This window comes from Aerococcus loyolae (genome assembly GCF_002871915.2).
GTDB lineage: Bacteria > Bacillota > Bacilli > Lactobacillales > Aerococcaceae > Aerococcus > Aerococcus loyolae.
Genome location: NZ_CP126958.1, coordinates 1,299,988 through 1,322,415, shown reverse-complemented (window position 1 = coordinate 1,322,415; position 22,428 = coordinate 1,299,988). Strand labels below are relative to the sequence as shown.

The 22,428-nt window shown below is 40.4% G+C and carries 18 protein-coding genes and 1 pseudogene; 8 read left to right on the top strand and 11 right to left on the bottom strand.

Annotated elements, in window-relative coordinates; all coding sequences use genetic code 11:
- Nucleotides 1-84 precede the first annotated feature (84 nt).
- From secY2 to CJ190_RS05985, 7 genes are all read left to right on the top strand, one after another.
- Nucleotides 85-1,359, top strand: a complete 1,275-nt coding sequence (gene secY2 / locus CJ190_RS06015) for an accessory Sec system protein translocase subunit SecY2 (RefSeq protein ID WP_064292127.1) — start codon at nucleotides 85-87, stop codon at nucleotides 1,357-1,359.
- Nucleotides 1,360-1,377: 18 nt separating this feature from the next.
- A complete protein-coding gene (asp1, locus tag CJ190_RS06010; RefSeq protein ID WP_064292128.1) occupies nucleotides 1,378-2,928 on the top strand; it encodes an accessory Sec system protein Asp1 in 1,551 nt (516 codons plus the stop codon).
- Nucleotides 2,921-4,471: an accessory Sec system protein Asp2 gene (asp2, locus tag CJ190_RS06005; RefSeq protein WP_070597978.1), complete on the top strand. Its 1,551-nt coding sequence runs from the start codon at nucleotides 2,921-2,923 to the stop codon at nucleotides 4,469-4,471. Before asp1 ends, asp2 begins: the two co-directional genes overlap by 8 nt.
- The gene (gene asp3, locus CJ190_RS06000) at nucleotides 4,468-5,442 is read left to right on the top strand and encodes an accessory Sec system protein Asp3 (RefSeq protein ID WP_070597979.1); all 975 of its coding nucleotides are present in this window, start codon (nucleotides 4,468-4,470) and stop codon (nucleotides 5,440-5,442) included. Before asp2 ends, asp3 begins: the two co-directional genes overlap by 4 nt.
- A 10-nt stretch (nucleotides 5,443-5,452) precedes the next feature.
- Nucleotides 5,453-7,819, top strand: coding sequence for an accessory Sec system translocase SecA2 (secA2, locus tag CJ190_RS05995; protein WP_064292131.1), 2,367 nt, complete (start codon nucleotides 5,453-5,455; stop codon nucleotides 7,817-7,819).
- 27 nt (nucleotides 7,820-7,846) lie between these two features.
- Nucleotides 7,847-8,038 (top strand): hypothetical protein, encoded by a 192-nt coding sequence (locus tag CJ190_RS05990; protein ID WP_064292132.1) that lies wholly within the window; start codon nucleotides 7,847-7,849, stop codon nucleotides 8,036-8,038.
- 236 nt (nucleotides 8,039-8,274) lie between these two features.
- The gene (locus tag CJ190_RS05985) at nucleotides 8,275-9,168 is read left to right on the top strand and encodes a DMT family transporter (protein WP_064292133.1); all 894 of its coding nucleotides are present in this window, start codon (nucleotides 8,275-8,277) and stop codon (nucleotides 9,166-9,168) included.
- Nucleotides 9,169-9,262: 94 nt separating this feature from the next.
- On the opposite strand, the gene CJ190_RS05980 is transcribed toward CJ190_RS05985, so the two are convergent.
- The 7 genes and pseudogenes from CJ190_RS05980 to mvk form a co-directional block, all read right to left on the bottom strand.
- Nucleotides 9,263-10,105 (bottom strand): patatin-like phospholipase family protein, encoded by an 843-nt coding sequence (locus CJ190_RS05980; RefSeq protein ID WP_064292134.1) that lies wholly within the window; start codon nucleotides 10,103-10,105, stop codon nucleotides 9,263-9,265.
- A gap of 187 nt (nucleotides 10,106-10,292) precedes the next feature.
- Nucleotides 10,293-10,853, bottom strand: coding sequence for a serine O-acetyltransferase EpsC (gene epsC / locus CJ190_RS05975; protein ID WP_064292198.1), 561 nt, complete (start codon nucleotides 10,851-10,853; stop codon nucleotides 10,293-10,295).
- A 115-nt stretch (nucleotides 10,854-10,968) separates the two neighbouring features.
- Nucleotides 10,969-11,886, bottom strand: a complete 918-nt coding sequence (gene cysK, locus CJ190_RS05970) for a cysteine synthase A (protein ID WP_064292135.1) — start codon at nucleotides 11,884-11,886, stop codon at nucleotides 10,969-10,971.
- Nucleotides 11,887-12,114: 228 nt separating this feature from the next.
- Nucleotides 12,115-13,164, bottom strand: a complete 1,050-nt coding sequence (gene fni / locus CJ190_RS05965; protein ID WP_064292136.1) for a type 2 isopentenyl-diphosphate Delta-isomerase — start codon at nucleotides 13,162-13,164, stop codon at nucleotides 12,115-12,117.
- Between the two features lie 64 nt (nucleotides 13,165-13,228).
- Complete coding sequence (locus CJ190_RS05960) at nucleotides 13,229-14,350, bottom strand: phosphomevalonate kinase (RefSeq protein ID WP_064292137.1); 1,122 nt, start codon at nucleotides 14,348-14,350, stop codon at nucleotides 13,229-13,231.
- Nucleotides 14,351-14,623: 273 nt separating this feature from the next.
- Nucleotides 14,624-15,595 (bottom strand): annotated as a pseudogene (gene mvaD / locus CJ190_RS05955) (diphosphomevalonate decarboxylase); the annotation flags it as partial.
- 3 nt (nucleotides 15,596-15,598) lie between these two features.
- Entirely contained in the window at nucleotides 15,599-16,573 is a 975-nt protein-coding gene (mvk, locus tag CJ190_RS05950; RefSeq protein ID WP_070597980.1) for a mevalonate kinase, read from the bottom strand.
- Between the two features lie 259 nt (nucleotides 16,574-16,832).
- Here mvk and guaA point away from each other — a divergent pair, with 259 nt between their 5' ends.
- The gene (gene guaA, locus CJ190_RS05945; protein WP_064292140.1) at nucleotides 16,833-18,383 is read left to right on the top strand and encodes a glutamine-hydrolyzing GMP synthase; all 1,551 of its coding nucleotides are present in this window, start codon (nucleotides 16,833-16,835) and stop codon (nucleotides 18,381-18,383) included.
- A 347-nt stretch (nucleotides 18,384-18,730) separates the two neighbouring features.
- Here guaA and CJ190_RS05940 read toward each other — a convergent pair whose 3' ends face one another.
- From CJ190_RS05940 to CJ190_RS05925, 4 genes are all read right to left on the bottom strand, one after another.
- Entirely contained in the window at nucleotides 18,731-18,946 is a 216-nt protein-coding gene (locus CJ190_RS05940; RefSeq protein WP_064292141.1) for a DUF4177 domain-containing protein, read from the bottom strand.
- Nucleotides 18,947-18,988: 42 nt separating this feature from the next.
- Nucleotides 18,989-20,146 carry a DNA/RNA non-specific endonuclease gene (locus tag CJ190_RS05935; RefSeq protein WP_168162769.1) on the bottom strand — a complete coding sequence of 386 codons (1,158 nt, stop codon included), beginning with the start codon at nucleotides 20,144-20,146 and terminating at the stop codon, nucleotides 18,989-18,991.
- A 639-nt stretch (nucleotides 20,147-20,785) separates the two neighbouring features.
- The gene (locus CJ190_RS05930) at nucleotides 20,786-21,250 is read right to left on the bottom strand and encodes a GNAT family N-acetyltransferase (RefSeq protein ID WP_082888581.1); all 465 of its coding nucleotides are present in this window, start codon (nucleotides 21,248-21,250) and stop codon (nucleotides 20,786-20,788) included.
- Nucleotides 21,251-21,469: 219 nt separating this feature from the next.
- Nucleotides 21,470-22,396, bottom strand: coding sequence for a YsnF/AvaK domain-containing protein (locus CJ190_RS05925; RefSeq protein WP_064292143.1), 927 nt, complete (start codon nucleotides 22,394-22,396; stop codon nucleotides 21,470-21,472).
- Nucleotides 22,397-22,428 lie beyond the last annotated feature (32 nt).

The following is a 22,428-nucleotide window of genomic DNA, read 5'->3' as shown; positions in this document are numbered from 1 at the left end:
ATTCTTATGTCACAATAGAGGCAAAGGCAATCATTTCCTTGCCTCTAATTTACTATTTAAATGGTATGAAAGGTTGTTTAATCAGTGGCTATCCAAAATAAAGGAAACAGATTTCGTCTACCACTTCTTTATAAAAAGTTATTGTTCACTGCCATGATTCTAATTATTTATATTATGGGACGTTCCATTCCTTTACCCTTAGTTGATTGGCAGGCTATCCAACAGAGTCAGAGTTCATCAGGCAATGACTTCCTCTCATTAGCCCTTAGTGCAACTGGTGGTAGCTTTGACCAAGCTTCTTTATTAAGTTTAGGGCTAGGGCCATATATGTCGACAATGATCATTTGGCGTTTTGTCTCTATGTCTAAATGGTACAAAGCACTGAAAGTCCCTCCAAGACAGGATAATTATTATCGTAATCTGTTAACTTTAATTCTTGCCTTAGTTCAAGCAATTACTTTAGCAGTCACTTATCCGCTGATTTCCATACAAGATACCATATTGTCTAATCATTTTATGGCTTATGGAACGATTGTTTTAGCTTTGGTGGCTGGCACATTTTTTACTATTTGGCTAGGAGGCCGTAATCAAGAAGCTGGAATTGGTGGACAGACGATTATTATTTTAGCGAATATGCTACTAAGACTGCCCAATAATTTTAATGCACTACGGATATTTTTGATTTATCGAGCGTCATTTATTGAGCAAGTACTATTAATTAGTGTGTCGGTTTTTGCTTTAATGACAGCATTTACTACAATCGTAATGGATCGTGCTGAGTTACGGATCCCAATCAACCGGGTAATGATAAATAATAATTTTACTGAAAAATCCTACTTGCCGATTAAATTGAATCCTAGTGGGGGTATGGCTATCATGTACGCCATGACATTGGCACTCTTGCCGCGATATATTATTGACTTAATACTTATTTTCTTTCCCAATCTTCAATTTTTAAAAAATTTACAATTTCAGTTGAGTATGACCCAACTCTTAGGGGCCTTCTTGTATGTTTTATTAATTATTGTTCTAAGTCTTGGTTTTGCCTTTGTTAATGTGGATCCAGAAGATCTCAGTGAAAACTTGCAAAAAACTGGCGACTATATTGATGGCATCAATCCCGGTAAGCCTACTGAAAAATTTTTGAGAGAAAAAATATTAAATATGGCGATTATAGGAGCTGAATATATGACGGCTGTCGTTGGTTTTCCTATGTCTTTAGGGGTTTTATTTCCTGAGTACTCTCAATGGCTAAACTTGCCAGGGAGTATAGTTATTCTGGTTGCTCTATTTTTGAATATTATTGATGAAATACGGGCTCTAAGAATAAGAAATAAATATACGTCATTATTTGATTAGCTATTAGAAAGGAAAATTATGTATTATTTTATTCCCTCATGGTATGCAAATAATCAATGGGATTTTGTTGAGCCTTCCTATATGGACTTGTATTTTGATGATACGGTTAATCAATTGCGTTTATTTCAGCGTGCGGGTGAAGCTAATCAACTATTAATGCTCGATTATGCTCCGATGTTACGGTTGAACTTACATGATCAAAATATAGAAGAATATAATTATTGGTCGGTTTTTGACTTTATTCAAGGCATTAATTTACATAAAGTCAGACCAATTACTTTAGAAGACTTATCTTTTCCTAAGCAAGCAGAATTTGTTCCTACTCCGTTTCTAATGATGGTATTTGTGCATAATGAACATTATGCTGATATCCAATTTAAGTCTAATGGCTATATCGCCTTTATTGACTACTATCAAGATAAACAATTAACAAAACAGTACATTTTTGATGATCGGGCCTTTATTTCTAGCGTTATCTTTTATAATAATGGTCAGGCTAGCCACCAAGACTATTTAAATTTAGCCGGTCAGTGGGTAGTTCGTGAATTTTATGCTAAGGGAAGTATAGAGATCAACCAGGATCTCTTAGAAAAAGAGCGCTTTGATCATACTACTTACCAATCAAAGGAAACACTCATTGAAGAGATGACAAGCAAGTATCTAATTAAACATATGGGACAAGATGATAAGGTCGTTGTTGCTTATAGTGATAGACATAATCATTTATTTAATCAGTTAAGTCAGAAAAATAAGATTGATTTAATCTATTCTCTTTATAGTCAGCGCTCCTTTGAGAGCAATACAAAAGACTTTAAAACCTCTCTGAAAAGGGCGAAGTTACTGATTACTGATACTGATCAATTGAAAGACCAGCTAATTAACTATACGAAGAAGAGTTCACTTGATACATCCATTTATCGATTATCCCCTTTCGATACCAGACTCCAGCTAGGTATGAGTCAGCGGATTAAGAATTTAATTATTTATCTTGAAGTAAGTCAACTTAGCCTAGAAGAAATTAAAGAAGTCATGGATGTTATAAAAACTAAAATGGAAAAGGATGAACGTATTCGCTTGGTTTTAGGAGCCTTTCAAATTGATCAAGCTAAAATCGACCATTTAGAAAGTTTATCTGATCATTTAAATAAGTATTTTGATTCCCAATATGGCGAAGTTGTTGATTTTGCGGATAAAATGCCTGAAAAAGAAAAAAAACCAGTTTGTCAGGTGCAAATTAATCATAGTGAGCGCGACTTTATCCAAAGCTTGAAGTATGTGCGTTTGATGATTGATTGGACTTCTCATCCCTGGGTTTATGGCCAGATTGCTGGAATTAGTGCAGGAATTTCTCAGATTAACCGAGTGGAATCTGCCTATGTTGAGCATTTGAAAAATGGGCTAATTGCTAAGAATTTGGATCAATTAGCTCAAGGGATCGATTATTACTTCAAAGGGCTTAAACATTGGAATGAAGCCTTAGTATACTCTGTAGAAAAGATTAATAAGTACCATAGTGGGGAATTAGTGAGTCAATGGAAAGCATTGTTAGGAGAGAACGGCAATGACTAGAGTTTTACAAATCGGCTATAGCGATTGGTCACAGGGCGTAAAATTTAAGAATGAAGTTGATTGGACCTTTATACTAAATACTGAGCTTGCTGATTATTACCAAGAAGCTTTGGAAGAAAATACTCTGCCTCCAAGACCTTTTTCTCTGGTTATACTGACTGCTCCTATTGATAGATTACTAATAGATAAGCTGCTCCCCTTAATGGAAGCTTATACTGTATTAATTGATCAACAATTTGAATCTTATTACACGACTCCTGAGTTTGAACGTTTATTTTCCATGAAAAAGGCTCAATTCATTGAAGTGAAAAATATTGAAGAGACGGTTATTGAATTAGCAAAAGTATTCTTTGACGGCAATTATGGAGAGAGACGTGGCGTTCAGGATATTTCTGTTCAAGCTAATTTTTCTGGTAACTATCAATACCTTGGAAATAATTATATTCTGTTTCAAATTGAACAGACAGACCAAATGACTCCTTTGTTATATTGGCGACATCTTATTATATCTAATATAGATCGATATATAGATATATGGTTAGAATTTATAAAGGATGAGACCATTGATCTCAATATGACTATTACCTTTATTCGCATGGGAAGCTCTAATCAGGTGGTTGAGCGCATTTCCTATAATAATGAAGCAATAAAAAAGAGAATCTTATTAGATCCGCCTGAGAATTGTTATGCGAGCTTTTCCCTTTGTGTCAAAGGCTCTGGTCAACTAAGGATTGGCCCTTTACATGTTAGACATTCCCGAAGAAAGTGGGGAGACTATTTAGCTGGTGGACAAATTATAGCTGATAATCATCGTGAAGAGTTTGCTTTTTACTATAATCCTGGCAACTTAAAACCTCCTTTAAATGTTTATTTTTCTGGTTATAGGACAGCAGAAGGTTTTGAAGGCTTTCCTATGATGAAGAACTTAAAGCATCCCTTTATATTGATTAATGATTTACGTTTAGAAGGCGGTGCCTTCTATCGAGGGAGTGCCCAATTCGAGGCAGCGATTGTTGCTAAGATAGTGGAAGTATTAGATGAGTTAAATTTCACTAAGGATCAGTTAATCCTTTCAGGTATGTCTATGGGAACCTTTGGTGCTTTGTACTATGGAAGTTTTTTAGATCCTTATGCCATAATTATGGCGCGACCACTTGTTTATTTAGGAAATATTACTAGAAACCAGCGCTTAAGACGTCCTAATGATTCCTTTAAAACGGCAATGGATTTAACCTTGAAATTTGGTAACAATGATGATTTAGCAACTGATTTGGATATTTTAGACAGTATGTTAATGCCTAAATTAAAACAGACCCATTATAGTCAATCTACCTATGCGATGACTTACATGCTTAATGAAGATTACGATAATGAGGCGTATTATGGATTATTGAAAAATCTGAGTGATAAGCCAATTAAAATTATTAGTAAATCCGTGATGGGACGACATAATGATAATACACCTACGGTCGCAAGTTGGTTTATAAACCAATATAAGAGAATCCTATGGGAAGATTTTGAAAGTAAGGAGGGAACAGAGTGAAAGATTATTACATTGTCCGATGGGGATTGATGAACGATGAGATATTCAGCCATGGCTCTCAGATAGAGTGGCAGTCTCCGGATAGGGTATCTTTTAAAAACTCTATGGTCCATTCTGGTATAGTTATTAACCAATGGTCTTCTGAAAAATCTTATGGACTTTATTTTTCATCACCTAAACTCCCGCTATTAACAAGTCATAAGACCTACTTTCTTAAATTTATTGGTCAGGTCGAACCAAATAACTCCATAATGTTTACGGTGGAATTTTTTGATTATTACGGTGAATCCTTGCAGAAAGATTTTATCCGCAGCTGTGATGACTCATTTACTGTACCTGATAATTATGGAAATTACACCATATCTTTAGTTCACGCAGGCTGCCGTTCTATCACTTTTAAGCGCTTGATAATATCTGAAATACTTTTAGATAATGTTATGAGTAAAGATACACTACTAATTGAAAATAATCATGATTTCAATCACTTGCTTTTTGTTGAACCAGGAATAGGAAGTATCCAAGAAGAAGTGAATAAGTTACAGCAAATAGTCTTAGTTAAGTCTCATGCTAATTTGCTGGCCAGTGAATTATTAAACGCCCAGCTATATTTATCAAAGGAAGCTATGTCTGGTGTAGATAGCTTTGTTCAGTCTAGTCATAGTAAACCCTTTTATTTTATTGGCTATGGGCCGATTTCCAATTTAGCTGCTAAGTACTATGCTCAACGATATCCTAATTCCCAAGCCTTAGTCACTGACGATCATTTAGAGCTTTTTCAATATCAAAAAATTGCCCAGCAATCGAGTTTAGATGAAGGTATTATTCAATGGTTGCAAACAAGTGTTGGCGTCAGTCGACCTAATATAAAATGCTATTATAAAAATAAACAGTCTGATGATCGTTTTATCGGAGCTAAGTTATTAGATTATCACCGTAATCTTTTGAAGTTAGAAGGACAAGTAATTAGTTGAGGGGGTCACCATGTTTAAAGTCGATTTAGATAAAGGTCGGTTAAAGCGGCTGAACCGCATACTTCACCAAGTCAATGCCTATGCAGGTACTATGGCTCAATTATCGGATGGGGACCTCAAACAGAAAACTAATGAATTTAAAGAGCGTTATCAAGCAGGTGAAAGTTTAAATGATCTTCTTCCTGAAGCTTATGCAGCAGTTAGAGAGGCTGCTAAACGGGTGTTAGGGATGTACCCTTACGATGTCCAAGTAATTGGGGCCATTGTATTACATGAGGGAAATATTGCTGAAATGAAAACTGGTGAAGGTAAAACTCTAACAGCAACTATGCCTTTGTATCTCAATGCACTGACAGGAAAAGGGGTAATTTTAGTTACAGTTAACGATTATTTATCCCGCCGTGATGCTGAGGAAATGGGGCCCTTATATCGTTTTATGGGCTTAACGATTGCAATGGGAGCCCCCGAGGGTTCAGAAGATCTTACTGCTGATGATAAAAGACAGATTTATGCAGCTGACATCGTATACACTACCCATTCAGCCCTAGGTTTCGACTATTTAGGTGAAAATTTAGCTGCTGATAAAGAGGATCAATTTTTACGGAACTTTTACTATGTCATTATTGATGAAGTGGATGCAGTCTTGCTTGATGGCGCGACCAGTCCTCTGGTCATTTCAGGCTCTCCAAGAGTCCAGTCTAATTTTTACCAACTAGCTAATGATTTTGTTGAGAGTCTTGAAACAGGAATTGATTATGAAGTCACTGAGGAAAAAGATGCTGTTTGGTTGACTCAGGAGGGTATAGCAAATGCAGAAAAGTATTTTCGCTTAGATAAATTTTATGCGCGGTCAAATCGAGAACTCGTTCGTCATGTTAGCTTAGCCTTAAAAGCCCATGAATTATTCACTAATGAAAAAGATTATGTGGTTCGTGATGGAAAGGTCGAATTATTAGATAGTCGTGATGGTCGAGTCTTAAAAGGCACTCGTTTACAGGCAGGCCAACACCAAGCGATCGAAGCTAAAGAACATGTGGATTTAACGGATGAAAACCGATCGATGGCCTCCATAACATATCAAAATCTGTTCTTACTTTTTGAACGTATGGCTGGTATGACAGGGACAGGGAAACCAGCCGAAGATGAATTCATTGACACTTATAATATGGAAGTTATCTCGATCCCTACCAATCGTCCAGTCATTCGCAAAGATTATCCTGATGAAATATACCGCAGTTTTCCTGAAAAACTTGCTGCTTCGATTCAATTCATTGAAGAAAAGCATGCGACCGGGCAACCCTTATTAATTGCAACAGGCTCTGTTCAATTATCCATGCTATATTCTACGATTTTGCTTAATGATGGTATTCCCCATAACGTTTTAAATGCCTATAATGAAGCCAAAGAGGCAGAAATGATTAAAGAAGCAGGACAATATGGTGCAGTCACGGTCGCCACTGCGATGGCTGGTCGGGGGACAGACATTAAGTTAGGGCAAGGAGTTGCTGACTTAGGCGGTTTAGCTGTTATAGGAACTGAGCGTATGGTTAGCGAACGCGTTGATTTACAATTACGTGGTCGGGCGGGACGACAGGGCGATCCGGGAATGAGTAAGTTTTTTGTGTCTTTAGAAGACGAACTCATTCAAAAATGGGCTCCAGAGCACATTCGCTATCAATCTGATCCCAGTGAAGAAATAGATAAAATTAAACAATTATCTAATTTTCGCTATGAGAAATACTTTAACCAAGCTCAAGAGGCCAGTGATGCTAGTGGAGAAAGTGCTAGAAAGCAAATCATTCAAATGGATGAGGATATGAGTATTCAAAGAAAGCTTATTTATCAAACCCGTGATGAACTTCTAGAAGGCCAAGGGTTAGAAGAAATCGATCTAGACCAAGTTGCACAGCGCGTGATGGGATTGGCTGTAGATAACCTTGATCCTAATAGAAGTCGCAAAGTACAAATTGATCGTTGGATATTTGATAACCTAACCTATAATTATGAACCTAAAAGTATTGATCATTTATCCGATCAGTCTCTAATCGATTATTTATTGGAAATCTTTTTTACCATTTTAGAATCTAAGAAAGAACGTTTGAGCCTAGGAAACTATTTTGAAGACTTTGAACGTAAGTGTATTTTAAAAGCTATTGATGAAGTTTGGGTGGAACAAGTGGACTATCTAACCCAATTTAAACAGGTAGTTGTAAGCAGGGGAGCAGCTCAGCATAATCCAATTTATGAATACCAAAAGGAAGCACTTTGGTCTTATAATGAAATGAAAGATCGTATTTATCAAAGGATCGTTTATTATTTATCTTTAAGTCAAATTGTTACAGATAAAAGTGGTCAGCTAACTATTCAATTCGCATAAAGAATATAGCCATGTTGAGGTGAAATCATGAAAAATAATAAAGGAAATTACGTTGATCAAGAAATAAAAAAGATGGTCAAAGATCAAAGAACTGAAAAAGAACCCAAAAAAGAAAATGATGATAAGACGACGATGAGTAAGCTGCCTTATTTAATTGGTATATTTATGGTTATTTCTATTTTAGTATCTTTGTTATTGAGGTTGATCAGCATTTTTTAATCTGCCATTAATAAACTATTAAGCCTAATATTACTATTTAATCATTTTATCTTTTTTAGTCAAGCTTGATCGAAAATAGAAAACTGTTTTTAGAAAAACTGCCAAGTTCTCATTGAATTTACTTATAAGATAATTTATATTCTTAAGGGAGTAAAAAAATTAATATTAGTTAGGTATATTGATTATAGTTTTTATTACTATAAAATAACTTAATTAATAAAGATGAGAGGTTATTTATGCATATTAAAAGCGGGATTAGAAAACGAGCCATTATTACCACAATTTTAGCCTGTAGTTCCTGGGGTCTAGGGGGCGTTTTGAGTCAGCACCTGATGCAGACCTATAATATGATGCCTTTGCAGCTGACCATGTATCGGATGCTGACAGCAGGAATCTCGATTTTCCTATTCCTGGCATATAAGAAGAAGTTACCCATAGCAAAGTTAAAAGCAGATAAACGGTCGCTCTTACAAATGGCAATATTTGGGATATGTGGGATAGTCTTTAATCAATTTTCTTACTTAATGACGATTCATTATAGTAATTCCGGTATGGCGACTATCCTACAATTTATAGGGCCAATTTTTTTACTGGTTTATTATTGCTTAGTTGGTCGGCGTTGGCCCATTCGAAGAGAGATTGTTGCCCTCTTATTTACTATTATTGGGGTCTTTCTTTTAGTCACTCATGGTCAGTTAGGCCACTTTATTTTATCTAAAGAGGCCTTTTTCTGGGGATTGATGTCTGCATTAGGCCTAGCACTCCTCAATGTCCTTCCTTTAAAGGTTATTGACCACTATGGATCTTTACCGGTTACGGGAATTGGCATGCTATTTGGTGGAATTTTCTTGATATTTTTCAATTTTGAACACCTAGTCCCACCAGAACTTTCTCTTCACTTTTTAGCTTGGTTTACCTTAACCATTATTGTAGGGACCATTGTTCCTTATATTTTCTATCTTTCCAGCGTCACCTTTATCGGGCCCTTAGCGGCTTCTTTGATTGGGTCAGTAGAGCCCTTAACCGCAACCATTTTATCGGTTATACTTCTAGGCGAAAGTTTTGCCCTGATCGATTACTTAGGCATGGCCTTTATCTTGCTGACGGTCTTTCTAACCGCTCATGAATAAGGCAATCAATTTAGAAGAAAAATAACAAATAAAAAAGCATGGTCAAGCTTCATCTCAGCAATGACTGAGAAAGAATGCTAACCATGCTTTTTATTTAAGCTAAGTAATCTTTTAGAGCGGTTACTTGTTTTTTGGCGACTTCAACCCCGTGGTCGTAGGTGGCTTGTAAGCGGTCGGGATCACGTTCCAGACGTTTGACCTCTAGGGGGTGGGCAGGTTGTAGGACAAAGGCTTGATCGTTTTTAGCTAATGCCTCCACATCAGCGACCTGTTGATTGTACATGGAGGGTCTATCTTCAATGGCTTTGACTAAATGAGGGTATTCTTTGCCATAGACTTTTTTAGCAAGAAAAGTATTCTTGTCTTCCTTGCGGTAGCCATAAGGTTGGGTCAGAACAATGATCAGGCGGTCCACTCCTAGGGACTGCATGAAGCGATAGGGGATGGAATCAGCTAGGCCACCATCTAAATATTTATTGCCATTAATTTGAACGATTTTGGAAACGAAGGGCATCGACCCACTGGCCCGCAAGACATCAATTTGCTCTTTGGCATTGTCAATCAAGGGATACTCAGCCTGACCCGTTTCGACATTGGTAACCACCGCATAAAAATCGCTGGGACTGGCTTCATAGGTCTCCTCATCAAAGGGATCGAGTTCAAATGGCACTTGGTGGTAGGCAAAATCGGTCGACACCATATTGCCAGTCTTCACCCAGTTGTTTAGGCTGATATAGCGCTTATCTTTGATATATTTCTTGTTATAACGCAGGGCCCGACCATTTTGCTGGGAGGGATAGTTGACCCCATAGAGGGCGCCTGCGGACACCCCAACAATCTTGTCAACCTGGATCCCTTCCGCTAGAAAAACATCCAATACTCCAGCCGAAAACAAGGCCCGCATGCCGCCACCTTCAAGAACAAGTCCAACAGTCAAAATGCCCACATTCCTTTCCACAAATGATGTTAATTGTATCTATTTTAACATAAGAATTTTTCAACAGAGCTGATGAGCTCTCGCTTTTAAGTAAAAAATGAATAAAGAAAAACAGCTTATCAGCCATGAAATGATGTCTTAGTTAGGGGAGTGATTCATGACTAGATAAGCTGTTTGAATACTTTAATTAGATGACATAGTCACCAATTCGGTTCCAATTTTTATCATGGAGGATAATCCGAGCCGGCATGCCAACTGCCGTCGCATAGGGTGGCACGTCTTCTAGGACAACCGCATTAGCCCCAATTTTACTGTGGTGGCCAATGGTAATATTGCCTAATAGTTTGGCACCTGCCCCAATTTCAACATGGTCTTGGATAGTAGGGTGGCGTTTGCAGCCTTTTTCCCTACCGACACCGCCTAGGGTGACGCCGTGGAAGAGCTTGACGTTATCACTAATCACAGCGGTTTCACCAATGACCACGCCCATGCCATGGTCAATAAAGACCGTATCACTGAGTTGAGCTCCTGGATGAATTTCAATCCCGGTTTCCCGCCGAGATTCTTCAGCCAGTTGCCGGGCCAGATAGTAGTCCCCATTATTGTAATAATAGTGGGCTTGTTCATGGGCCCGGAGCGCCTTAATACTAGGGTAGAGGTCATAAACTTCTTGCCAGGAGTGGGCCGCTGGATCATTATCATAGATGATCTTGGCTAGGCGGATCCACTTGTCTTCGTTATCTTCCATCGATTCTAGGGTATCTCTTGTGAGTGAGGAGAGAGACATACCAGGAACAGTTCGTGACTGAATTTTGATGGTTTTTTTCTCCATGTCAGAGGGAAGCTGGTCTTGATCGCTTGCCTTATTCTCCGTCATTTGAGAATGCTCCGGTAGAGAGGTAACGTTCTCCTGTATCTGGAAGGACAGTTACGACATGTTTGCCAGGGCCAAGTTCTTTAGCGAGACGTTTAGCAGAAACATAGTTACCACCAGAAGAGAAACCAGCTAGGATACCATATTCATGGGCCAAATGAACTGCCCCTTGGATAGCATCTTCGTTGGAGATGATGTCAACTTTGTCGAGAACATTTTGGTCTAAGATCTTAGGAATGAAGTTTGCGCCAATCCCTTGAATCTTATGTGAGCCAGCTTTACCTTCATTTAATAGTGGGGAGCCTTCTGGTTCAACACCCCAAACTACGGTGTTTTTGTCATGGGCTTTTAAGGTTTTACCGACACCTGTTACGGTACCACCAGTACCAATACCAGCTACGAAGCCATCCACTTGGTCTAAGTCGGCTAAAATTTCTTTAGCGGTAGTTTCTTCGTGAGCTTGAACGTTTTCATGGCGAACAAATTGACCAAAGATTGGCGCGTTCTTTTCTTTAGCGATTTCTGCTGCCTTTTCGCCGGCACCTTTCATTCCTTCAGAGCCTGGGGTTAAGACCAGTTCAGCCCCATAAGCTTGGATCAAGTTACGACGTTCAACTGACATGGTTTCTGGCATCACGATAATCACATGAAGACCGAAAGCAGCACCTAACATGGAAAGGGCAACCCCGGTATTTCCTGAGGTAGATTCAACAATTGTTCCGCCTTTTTCTAATTCGCCACTGTCGAGTAAGCTTTTAAGAATATATTTAACGGGACGGTCTTTAACTGAGCCACCTGGGTTACGGGATTCTAACTTGACATAAATATCAGCAGAATCCTTGTCTTCGTGAGCTAATTTAATAATTGGTGTATTACCAATTGCTTCAGAAATATTGTTATAAACCATTTTAAAATTCCTCCTTAAGCTGTGGATAGAAAGCTAATTGTCACTTACTTTTTGTTAGCAAGTAGCTAATACTATTATAACGCATAATGCCTCTTCTGCAAAGATAACACCTTCAAAAGCTTCAAATAAATTACCAATCATTACTGATCGCTAGACTGGCTATTGAAAGCAAATAAGATAAAAAAAGCCCTAACCATTGGCTAGGGAAGCGAGTAGTTGATGAAAATACTAGTGTGAACGGTGGCTAAAGTCTTGGTAGGGGATCTGACGGGCTAGGCACCAATCTCTGACTGATCCGGAAATAATCAAATCGGTCTTTTCTAAGTCACTAAGGGTTTGACTATTAGTTAGGACCATGAGCATACGAACCTGGTCTTTGAATTCTTCTACCCAGTCAATCGTTTCTTGAACGCCGTGATTGAGAACTAAGTGGAGGAATTGCCCACTCATTCCCACTGCCTTAGCCCTTAAGGCTAAGGACAGGACCACATGGAGTGGCGTTTTGACGCCACCAGAAGCGATGACATCGACTTGTCCTTTTAGGCTTTGGGCTTCAAGTAAGGAGATTGCAGTACTTTGCCCCCATTGGGTCAGGTAGTCCATATCCTTAAGACTGCGGCGCTCGTTCTCGATAGCGATGAAGTTGGTTCCTCCTTGCCCACTGACGTCCACCGTCTTGACACCAATTGAGAGGAGTTCTTCAATGGTTTCACGACTCATCCCAAAGCCAACCTCCTTGACCATGACAGGGCGGTCAACCCCCTCAACAATGGCTTGGATATTATCCTTAACGGCTTTAAAATGACGGTCGCCTTCTGGCATGGCCAGCTCTTGAGGTGTATTTAAATGAATAGCGAGGGCGTTAGCCTCCGTAATTTCTAGAGCCTGTTTAGCTCCTGCTAGGCCGTGATTCATGCCAATGTTAGCGATAATGAAGCCCTTGGGATTGCTTTGGCGGACAATTTGGAAACTGTCGGCTGTGTCGGGGTCTTTTATGGCTTGGGAGACTGATCCCGTTGCCATCATCAGGCCAGTTTCACGGGCCACGGTGGCGAACTTTTCGTTAATGGCCTTGGTCCATTCACTGCCCCCAGTCATGGCGTTAATAAAGAAAGGAAAAGGGAATTCTTGGCCGAAGAGCTGGGTATTAAGTTGGACTTGGTCAGCATCAATATGGGGCAGGGAATGGTGGACAAAGCGGATGGCATCGAAATCGGTAGCGCTTTGAGCATACTGCCAATCGGCAAGCTTAATGTGGTCATCTTTACGATTCTTCATGGAATTCTCCTTTTAACTTAAGATTAAATGGGGCAATGGCACCTGTTTGTGAGAAGTGGTTGAATTATTGGATGAAACTAGGGCACAGTCCCAAGTCGAGTGAGTGGATACCGGCTTCATGCCAAGCTTGATCAATCTGTTCTCCAATAGCTGTTTCATCGCTAAAGGCAATGGCACAGTCCCCGCCACCTGCTCCGGAAACCTTACTTGTTCCTCCGGCAGCTCGGGCCAAATCAATAGCTGCCCTTAAATCGGTGGTTAAGTAAGGTTTTTGCCGGTGTTTGGTATAGTTATACAATAAATGACTGTTATAAGTTAAGGCTTTAGTAAAAACAAAGTAATCTTGGTCGATAATGGCTTGGCGGATTAGAATCACGCATTGTTGACTGGCGTAGCGGAAATGGCGTTCGCTAAGTGAAAACTCATGCTTGTCTGTTTTTCTTGTTGACTTTCCCACTAGCATGGCTTCGGTAGAACTCGGCTTTTCAGTCCAAGCCACATGGAGTTTCCAATCGGGAGATAGAGTCAGCGGTTCGATCATGAGACCATCCCAGTGCATCTGGATGAGGTCTAGGACTTTCATTGCTTCATGCTTGACTCTTTCCTTCAACCAAGTATGGTCAAAATTTTGATAGTAGATGCAGCCTCCAAAAGCTGAAGCAGCCAAGTCGCCAAAGGAGCCTTTAAGGTCGATTTTGATTTGGGCGATAGCCCCTAGTTGGTAGAGAAGATAGGCAAAGGACTTCTTGGAGTGGTCTTGGTCAACCTGGTAGAATTTAAGAATCGCTTCCAGGATAGCTATGCTGACTGCGGCACTAGATCCTAGGCCATATTTCTTCCCGTCAGGACTATCCAGGTCACTGGAGATTTTTAGGTCAATACTCTTAAAGGGATCCTCCACGCGACCGTTTTCCTTTAAATATTGGTAGGCTGTTTGGATCAAGGTCTTGACTAATAAGAATTGCTTAGGGATCCCACTGATCTCACCGTCATCACTAACCGTCCAGAAAAAAGTTTCTTGGGCCTGGTTAGTCGATAAGCGCGACTGAGTTTGATCAAGGGGGCGCAATTCGACGGTGACATAGGCGTCAACCGCTACTAATAAAGCCCCTTGAAAGGAATGGACAATGGCGTATTCACCAGCCAGATATAACTTTCCTGGGCGTTTACTAATAATGGTTTCCATTTACAATTCCTCCTGTGAATCATTGGGATCATGGGGGAGTGGATTCGATGGTCTAAAAAAGTTGTGAGGGGCCGAGTGGTTAAAAATTTCTTCTAACTCTTCTTGCAGGGTGAGCTTTTGCTTGGCTAAACGTTTCATAAATTCTTCTTGGCTGTCTAAGCCGTCTTCACCCAACTCTTCATTGAGCAGCTCTAGCTTGTCGTCTTCAGTGCTTTCCTCTTGGTTCAAGCTTTGTGAAGTTTTGTTGCTAGTTTTCTGTTCAGAAAAAGCTTCTAAATATTGAATACCTGGTCCCGGGCGGCTGGCAATTAGCCGGTCAGCACCAAATTCAGGCGCCAAGGCATCGATAATAGCTTGGGACTGGGAATAAGGACAGAGAATCTTCACGTTAGGACCGGCATCCATGGTGAAGTAGGCCTTATAGCCTTGTTGGCGGAGACCTTTGACCGCTTCAATAGCCTTGAGTGATTCTGCTTCTAAATAGGTAAAGGCGGGGTCGGCCGATAGGGTAGTGGCGTGCATTAACATGGCGTGGCTTTCAGCAGTTTCTCCCATCCAATCCAGGTCTCGAGCCTTAATAGCGGCTTTCATTTCTAGGAGTTTTTTCTCGCTAACCTGGGGCCATAATTGATAGAAGGGGGAGGTTGCAACCGTGTGCTTCATTCCTCGTCGGGAACTGATGGCCTTCTTTTTGGTATTTAAGGCCAGGACAACCATGCCCACATCCCAATTGGCATCATCGAAGGGGACAGCTTGGGAATCATGGTCGCCACTTCCCTTTTGCCATTCGACAAAGCCACCGAAAATGCTCCGAGTGGCTGAGCCTGATCCGCGTCGGGCTAAGCGGGACAGGGCAAGAGGGTCCAGGTCTAAGCGGAGGGCTTGATTGCAAGCACCGGCTAAGGCCGCAAAGGCAGAAGCTGATGAGGCCAAGCCTGCCGCAGTGGGCACATGGTTGTAGGAAATGACTTCACAAGCCAAGTCTACCTGGGCCAATTGACGGAAGAGGTCAACAAAACGGCTAATCTTCTCTACTTCACTATTGTCTTGCCACTCCCCATCAAGTTGGAAGCAGTCTTCCACGATATCCTTAGAGAAGCGGATTTGGGTTTCTGAATAAAAACGGTCCAAGGTTAAAGAAAGATTACTATTCATGGGTAGGATGAGTTCATCATCACGTTTTCCCCAATATTTAATTAGGGCGATATTGGTATGGGCTCGACAAATACCACGATATTTTTCCATAGTTTACTCCTTTTCACTTGCATTTGATTCACTTGAAAAAGGCATTAACCAGCTTTGACAGGCACTAGGACTATCCGCTAGGGCTTGAATGAGTTTTTCACCAGTTTGACGGTCAGGGACCAGAGCATAGTAACAGCCACCGCCTCCGCCACCGGTCAATTTGGCTGCCACGGCTCCGTGTTGGCGCATGTAATCAATCCCCCAGCTCAATTCTGGGCTGGAGACTTGGAGGGCAGCCAGGTCATGTTGGGCTGCATTAATTAAAGCAGCCAGTTTCTCTAAGGAAGGTTGTGGTGCTTTTAAGGCCTGGGTCAGATCGGTGGTTAAGACTCCCAGGTGTTTAATGGTTTTTTGAGTAGCGATTTGCCGGCTAGCAAAGGGGCTTTCATAGGCATCACGGACATTTTTCACGGTTTGCTTAGTATTTCCTGAAATCCCAGTATCAGCAATCACTAGCCAATAGGGGGTATGGAAATGGAAGGGTTGGGCTGTTTCCCCCTTTTTGAAGTAGAGGGGTTGGTTATAGGCCGTAACCCGAGCATCAAGGCCACTAGGGGTCCCGTGACTAATGGTTTCGGCAAAGTCAGCATAATCGAGTAAGACTTCATTGGGTAAATCTTTACCTAAGTAATTAAAAAAGGCACGGATAAAGGCTACTGATAAGGCCGCTGAGCTCCCTAAGCCACGTTCAACCGGAATATTACTATTCACCTTAATCAGGAAATGGTCATGACTGCTTAAGAAATCATGGCGGAGACGGTTAAAGAGACCCACCAAGGCGTCAAGTTTCTTGGGGGCTTCTTCAACGGGGCCCTCATAGATATCACTGAATAAGTAGGAATAATTGCCAGCCGGTTCCAGATTGACTTGAATGGTTACTGCTCGAAAGGGCAGGGCAATCGATGGCTGTCCATAGACCACACTGTGCTCCCCCATTAAAATTAATTTTCCATGTGATTTGCCGCAAATTTCGCGCATGATTTTCCCTCTTTTCCGCCATTTCTAATAGCTTTATCATACAATAAAAGCCCTAATTATAACAACTTTGAATTATCTCCCACAGTGTTTTAATAAATCCTTTATAAAAAGACAAACTCATTAAAGGTCTCCTTTTTGCATCGGTTAAATCGATAGAAATAGGAATAAATCCGAATTAAAGGAAAGGAATACTAGAATTATGTGCGCGTTTTTGATAAAATGAGAAAGAAATTATAAGGGAAGTGAGTGATAACTTAGGATGAAAGCCTTAAAGGACCTAGAAAAGATCATCGTTCTTGACTACGGCAGCCAGTACAACCAACTGATTACCCGCCGTATTCGTGAACTGGGGGTCTATTCTGAATTACAATCTCACCGGCAAACTGCTCAAGAAATTAAAGATCAGGGGCAGGTGAAGGGAATCATTCTTTCGGGAGGACCTAACTCAGTCTATGAAGAAGGCTCCTTCGATATTGACGAGGAAATTTTTAATTTAGGGATACCAGTTTTAGGAATTTGTTATGGGATGCAATTAATCACTAAGAAATTTGGTGGTGTGGTTGAAGCCTCTGACAAACGTGAATATGGTCAACAAGAAATGACCATTCAAAAGACCGATTCTAAAATCTTTAAAGATTTAGCTGAAAAAGAAACTGTCTTAATGAGTCACGGTGACCGTATTGCTGAAATTCCTGAAGGTTTTGAAATCACAGGTGTGGCTCCTCACAGCCCAGCTGCTGCTTTTGAAAACGAAGACGCCCAAGTTTATGGTTTCCAATACCATCCTGAAGTACGCTCATCCATCAATGGCCAACAAATGTTGAAAAACTTTGTCTATGAAATTTGTGGTTGCCAGGGAGACTGGACCATGGCTGACTTCATTGACATGCAAATTAAGAGCATTCGTGACCGCGTTGGCGATAAGAAAGTTCTACTCGGCCTTTCCGGTGGGGTAGACTCTTCCGTGGTTGGTGTCCTCTTACAAAAAGCTATCGGTGACCAATTGACCTGTATCTTTGTTGATCATGGTTTACTCCGTAAAGGCGAAGCTGACCAAGTCATGGAAACTCTAGGTGGCAAGTTTGGTTTAAACATTATTAAAGCCGATGCCCAAGAACGTTTCTTAGGTAAATTAGCTGGCGTATCTGATCCTGAAACCAAACGGAAGATTATTGGCCATGAATTTGTGGCTGTTTTCGATGACGAAGCCACCAAGTTAGATGGGATGGATTTCTTAGCCCAAGGAACCTTATATACAGACGTGATTGAATCAGGAACCGAAACCGCAGAAACCATCAAGTCTCACCACAATGTTGGGGGACTGCCTGAAGACATGCAATTCGAACTCATCGAGCCCCTTAACACCTTATTTAAGGATGAAGTACGCGCCGTAGGGACGGAATTAGGCATGCCAGATAACATTGTTTGGCGCCAACCTTTCCCAGGTCCTGGTTTAGCCATTCGTGTGATTGGTGAAGTCACCAAGGAAAAACTTCATATTGTCCGTGAATCAGACGCCATTCTCCGTGAAGAAATCGCCAATGCAGGCCTAGACCGCGACATTTGGCAATACTTCACCGTTCTCCCTGGCTTCAAGTCAGTTGGGGTTATGGGCGACAAACGGACCTATGAATACACCATTGCTATCCGTGCCATTACCTCAGTGGATGGGATGACTGCGGATTGGGCGCGGATTCCTTATGATGTCCTTGACCACATCAGCCGTCGCATTGTTAATGAAGTGGATGGCATTAACCGCGTGGTCTTAGATGTTACCTCTAAGCCGCCAGCCACCGTGGAATGGGAATAATACTAAAATCAAGATAAAAAGCCGCTACTAGCATTTCTAGTAGCGGCTTTGTTGGTATATAGCGGTTTTTAAAAGTAGTGTTTATGAATCTAAAATTAGAAATAGAAATTTTGGGCTTAAATTGGGCTTATTAGAAATTTTCAGTAGTTAATTCTCTATATTTTAGTATATTTAATTGCTGTTCTAGTGTTTTAAATTCTTTATTAATAAAAAGCACCTCCATTCAATATGAACAGAGGTGCTAGTCGTACTGGATACCAGCGCTTTCTCTATCTATATGGTATCAGATTCAAAGGAATATTAAAGTAAAATCTATTTGATTAAGTATTATAGGAATAGATTTCTTCTTAAATTATCTCTTCAAAAACCAAAGTAGCTTGGATACGATCTCCACCAAGTAATCCAGTACTATTGGCACTACTGGTGGCGATAGTGTGCAAACGATAACCTTTTTTGGCTTGCTGGTTGATCACAGCTTCTAATTTATCTAGATTTTTTGAACCTGTACCGATAAGCTTTTCTTTTAAGGAAACCTGTAAAACAACGTATTTAGGAATCTTCATTTGCTTTACCTCTGTAATTAATTTTTACTGATGACAATTTTTTTATTCTCCCACCATACCATCACCATCGCGATCGATCATGTAAGGGTATAACCAGTGATCGCTTCGAATAGGCATGGAAAATCCAGCAGCTCTAGCTTCTTTGATGGTGACAATACCATTGCCATCCGTATCGATACCGGCTAGGGAGTTTTGTGGAGCTTGGGCTTGTACGGGTGCTGGAGCAGGTGCAGGAGCGGGCGGTTGTACTGGTTCTGGGGCCGGAGCTGGATTAGGCGCTGACTCTTGAGCAGATGCTTGATCAGCGGGCTTGCTTTCTGCTTCTGGTTTACCGGTATCTTCAGCAGCAGGAGTCGGCTCTTTAGACTCAGCCTTGTTTTCAGTTTTAGCCTTGTTTTCTGACTGAGGCAGTTTTTCTAATTGGGTATCCTTAGAATATTCTTGTGGGCCAGCTGGGCCTTTACTACTTCCATCGGCATAGTTAATTTCAACATCTTTTTGCCGGTTAGGAATGTAAATATTAAAACAAAGTCCCTTTCCTTCATCTTCGAGGGAATAGCCTTCCATATAAATACCGCTAGCTAACAAATTCTTTCCTTCAAAAACTGGAGTCACCCGATATCTCACATGGTTGTTGGTCTTTTCTATGTAATGAGCAACAAAGTTTTCAAAAGGGAGCATGCCCTCATTATTAAACCAATGGGTACCGGTCATTAAATTTTTGGCATTGGCGTTCTCGCCAGTTAATTGATAGCCAATCAGGTGGCAACGATTATATAGCCAACCGCCAGGAATATTCACATAGCGGGCTTGCTTCCAGCCACTAGGTTTAACTTCAGAGATACTTTCTCTGACCTTATCAGGCATTAATTCTGTTCCTAATACGGCATTGGCTGCGGTAACCCGGCCGAGTTTATCTAGATCACCGTATTTTTCATAAGCTTCAGTGCTCTTTAAATCGTCATCAGTAAAGAAGGGTTTATTACCATTGACCTCAACATAGGCCTTATCCTGAGGGACCTCTCTGGTTTTGGATAATTCCTTTTCAGCATCGGATTGCGACTTTTTACTTTCCGACTCGCTCTTAGCTTTTTCTTTTTTGGATTCTGAAGTCTTTGAAGCACTTTGACTGACAGCAGCCTGGTTAGAAGTGTTTTCTTTGTGATTAAATAGGGTGGGGGTTACAAATAATGTTCCCAAAAGGCCGACTACTGCACAAAGTATGGCAATATTTCTATTTCTCTGATTGACTTTTCTCTTGGTAAAATAGAAGATAAAAAAGAGCGATAGGGCAAGTATAAATGGTGCCAGATAAGCAAAAAGCATAAAAATAAAGCCTATGAATAAGATGGAAAGTATTATTCCTAGGCAGCCAGGATATCCCAGTATGGATTTCTTCATAAAATCTCCCCTTTAAGTGATTTAATTAATGGATTAAAGGAAGATAATTGAAAGGGGACACTAGTAAGATCCAGCCTTAAATTGGATAGAAACATTTCATTTTCAGAACGAATATTCAAAAGCAGCCAGGCCAAGTCTTTTAAGCCTAGCCTGTATTTGATGACTAGTGTGGCCTTTCAAGTCTTTCTCTAATACAGAATATATATATATTGGGTTATTATACAAGAAAAGTAATCTGTGTAAATATAAAATAAAGTTTCAATTGTTAAATAAACTTTACAAGTGAGCAGATTTTTGCGATAAAAAAAGCCACTCCTAAACAATCTAGCAGTGGCTAATTTTGTAAAGAAAGGCGGGCTTAAGTTTTTTTATAACCATGATGCCAACTAAGGGGAGCCATTATGGTGTCTAGTGATAATCTTTAATAAAAATTACTAGCTATTTATCGATTGATAATTTTTTATCTAAAACGCGCACAGATCTTCCCATGTCATCAACTCCTTGGCAAAAGAAATGATAGTTCATCTTTTCATAGAGGCCGACATGTTGGGTAATCGTATATATCTTTGTATAGCCAATATTTTTCGCAAATAACTCGATTTCATTTACCAATTGGTAAGAAAAACCTTGCTTGCGGTAAGAGGGGTTAACGTAAACCGTGCTTAAAAATGGACCAAAATCAGCATTGGAAATAATATCTTCTAAAAGTAGAGCGGCAAAGCCGATTAATTGACCAGTGTGGTCCCTACAAAAATAAATCATTTCAGTATTTCTTAAGTGCTCATTTTTTAATTTATTGGCTAGGTAGTTAGCGGCTTTCCAGTCGACATCAGCTAATAAATGGAGTCCTTGCTGAATTTCACGGGCATTTGATTGATTAGTGATTTTTAAATCGGTATTCATTATAATTTCTTCCTCCTAATTTGCTGATTCAAGCTCAAGCGGATAAGATTGAGTCGTGTGGACAAAATTGACTATAGATTATTGGAAAAATTTTATTTTTTCCCGCTTATTCCTTTTTTCAATTCCCTATATAATAAATGGTAGACAAAAAAAGAAAATCCGCCATTAAAAGCTTCTAATGGCGGATCGTTTTGTAATGAAAGGCTGGCTTATAGGAAACTATTTCTTCGCATCGTCATCGATGACCTTACCCGTATCATCTTGAACATCCAGTTCTTCACGACGGGTGGTTTCAGAAACGGTTTCGGTATCTTGGTGAGTTTGTTTTTCAATTTCAACTTCACCAGTTACTACGGTATTCTTATTCACAGAAACTTCTTCTTCAGAGATTGGAACCACAAATTCTTCTTCTTCAAAGGCATTATCATCCACTTCGCCCTCACTAGGGGTTACTTTCTTAATATGAATTTCTTCCCGTTGAACGGGCACTTCTACTGTCTTGGTGTCTTCAACGACATTCTTAGACACTTGAACTTCACCGAGATCTTTTTTGTGTTTTTGAACGTCAACTTGTTCTTCGTGGAGACGGATTCTTTCGGCATCCTTATCAGCTGTTTTAGCAGCGCTTGGAGGAGTTTCTTGACGGGAGCTTGCCTCACTAACTGGTCTTTGGGTATCAGTATGGACAGCTTCTTTTTCGTATTCAGGTTCAACTGCACCAGCACTTGCGCCTGCCACTCCAGCGGCAGCATAGCCAGTAGCTTCTTCACTTGCTTCAGGGCCGGTGGTGTAAGGGGAACGTTCGAGGTTGCTTACTGCGCCTTCATATTCTTGGTCGATGAGGACTAAGATATCGCCACGGTTCAAGGAAGCTTCATAACCCTTGTAGTCGATATCGTCATTTCTTGTGTCTTCTTCGTCATCAGAGAAGAAACCTAAGACATTGTCCCACCAACTTCTTTCTTCTCCTTCAATTAATTCATCAGAAGTGACCACGTCAACCTCTGAACCATATTCTTGGTCAATTGGGGCATTGGATACTAAAACGACAGCAGAACGGGGAACACCCTTGCTGATCAAGTCGCTAATCGCAGCACGGGCTTGATCATTAGTAGAAAATACATCATAGACAAAACGCTTAGTCATTATGATACACCCTTTCTTAAGACATCCAATTA